The sequence below is a fragment of the Pseudomonadota bacterium genome, assembly GCA_018817425.1.
Lineage (GTDB): Bacteria > Desulfobacterota > Desulfobacteria > Desulfobacterales > RPRI01 > RPRI01.
Window position 1 is genome coordinate 1 of the sequence record JAHITX010000121.1, and the last position, 2744, is coordinate 2744.

Consider the following 2744-nt stretch of genomic DNA (forward strand, 5'->3'; position numbering starts at 1 on the left):
CAGGATCACTCCGTAAATATCAAAAATCCAGTGATTACCATATATATACTTAAAACCAGGACGAAACATACTGCACCCGTCTAAGTCATAAAGCGCCGTCAATGAAAGCTTAACGTCATTATGCCATAAATCCTGGCTCAGAATAAGCGCGATAACATTCTGACTACTGTCAATATTATTATTTTTACTAAAGGCGGAAGGAGTCGATTTAATCTTATCATTATTCGATATAAGCGTCTGACTGTACTGAAATTGGATCATCATAGCGCTTATAGGAGAAGGTAAAATAAAAGTTTTACGGTCAAACCTGATAGCATGTTTCAGGGTTTTATTATATCTGATACAAGGAACAGTAACCGGTGATGCAGCATCATAATAAGGCTCATCAGGACTGTAAACTCCCTCATAGGTCACAGTAGTATCTATCGGAGAAGGAAATGAGTAGTTAAGGGAAGCTCCGTACAGCTCCGTTTTCGGATACTTGGTAGTGACTATAAAGGGTGGCGCAGGTCCACCACCGGTCCTTTCCAGAAAACCAGAATCGCTGTATAAGGATAAATAATTTAAGGTGCCTGCAAATTGCCCTACTCTGCCTCCGATACGAATACCGTATTCCGTATTACCTCTTCGGTCTTCTTCCCGGACCGTGAACACCGACGGAGTTTCGGGTTTAAGATTGAAGGGAGAACCTGGAGCGGGGTAGATTGTTGGTGAGATATCGCCCGGGTTCAGAAACCCTTCACAGTAAACATCTCCAATCCATTGCAATGCTCCCGTCCCTTGGGCAAAATCATACCTGGCCCGTGCTGCCCATTGCGGCACTCTGATGTTTTCAAACTCCTCCGGCTCGAACTGGAAGTGCCAACTCCAATCGAGAGGATTAATAACATCTAAGATTCGCGCTGAGATCATTTCACCCCAAACAATCTGCTGTTTGCCCAACCGAAGCCAAAGGTTCCCCAAGCTTACATCAGCGTATAATTCCGACATCTCTGCATTGAATTCATTATCGTTGGTAGCCCTCAAATAAGTTCCATACCTTGGTGTGCCCAAAGGAAAAGCATTGTAGTCGAGAAGATCATCATCTATTGCTTGGGTCTGATCGGAAATCAGCTTTACCTTAGAATAGAGCTTGAAAATATCGTTAGGAAGATAAGTCCACTCTGTCTGAAAGAATGTTCGAGAAAGATTTAGCGAATTGTTATCCTTCTGATTTAATAACTTGTTGTTAGGATTTATTTTACCTGTATGGACTGCCAGTTCCTGCCTTAGATAACCGGTTACCGAGAGCGTGTCGCTTAGCATAACTTCAGCCTTCACCTCCATAACACTCAGGAATAAAATGGTAACAACCAACAGCCATTTTATTGTTAGCCTTAATTCAGCTTTCATAGTAACCTCCTTCGCTGTTTAAAATGAGAAAAAGAAACCACCACTTTCATACCAAGCCGAGAAACTTTCATTGAAATCATTCTTACCCCCCTTTTTTGACGTTAAAGATATTAAGCCACGACCTTTGATTTCCCCAAAAATTTAGGCTTAAAAATATACAACAGCATAGGAAGAATAACCAACGCTCCAATCATGTTTAGAAGCATTATGATGGCCAAAAGAAGCCCCATTTCAGCCTGAAATTTCATACTGGAAAAAAAGTACCAGAATAGTACTCCGATCACCATCGTGGTAGCCGTAAAAAATATTGCTTTGCCGGTAGTGCTTATGGCACGATTTGCAACAGCAAAAGAATATCCGCCGTTTATTTGAAATTCCTCGCAGAAACGGGATAGTAAATATATACCATAATCTATTCCAACTCCAACTCCCACGGATACAATTGGCAGTGTGTTAATATTAAGCCCGATATTAAGTTCATGCATTACACTTAATGTGATAATATTAGCGAGATTTAAAGGGATCATAAGAAATACTGCTGCTACTACGGAACGATAGGTAATTGCACATAATAAGAATACTGATCCAAGAACCAATATCAGGTTTAATAACTGAGAATCTGATACTGCTTCATTTGTGGCTGCCTGCATCCCCAAGGTTCCGGAAGCAAGCTGTAAGGAACACTTTTCTTTAGCCAGCATCTCTTTATTATTCTCAATAAATTCTTGAACTGCGGCAATAGCTTCCCGCAAGGTATTACCCATGTGATCCTTATACCAGATGACTACATTGGCAACGCTCTCATCCCTGGAATAATAAAGATCATAATCTCCCGGCGCAGAGCTGGACCCCAACCGATAAAAGATCTGGGCAGCTTGTGCTTTTTCCAGGGGAATTGTTTCCCATTTAGGGTGTCCTCCATAGATGGTTTTATAAACTGAAGGTACGAGATCGGAAACAGACTGAGTGCGGCTCGCGAATGAACTTTTTTCCATATGGCGCTGAAATGAGTTTAGAACCCTTAAAAACCCGGGACTTTCTACTGCTCTTGGTCCGTCCCCTTCAACAAGTATATACAACTCATCAGTGCCTGGAAAACTCTTATTTATGCTGTCAATGGCAATATTGTAATTTGAATCTTCCCAAAGAATGGGGCTGCCGGGATGAACATCGCCAATCTCCACCTTGGAAGCCGCTATAGTGGCAAATATGGTAATAATGATTGTTAGAATCAAGGTAGTAACTGCTCCCTTGCCAAAACCTATCTTAGCTATTATGTTCAATATCCAATGGATTACTCCTCTATCAGTATCAACAATTTTTGCAATGTTTGATGGTGGACTAAAAAACGA

General features: G+C 41.3%; 2 protein-coding genes. Both read right to left on the bottom strand.

The genetic code is table 11. The features are described 5' to 3' along the window. Nucleotides 1-1392, bottom strand: a 1392-nt coding sequence (locus tag KKC46_20245; GenBank protein MBU1056131.1) for a hypothetical protein, incomplete at its 3' end; no start/stop codon positions are given. A 110-nt stretch (nt 1393-1502) separates the two neighbouring features. Beyond that, the coding region (locus KKC46_20250; protein ID MBU1056132.1) for an MMPL family transporter at nt 1503-2744 on the bottom strand (1242 nt) is incomplete at its 5' end.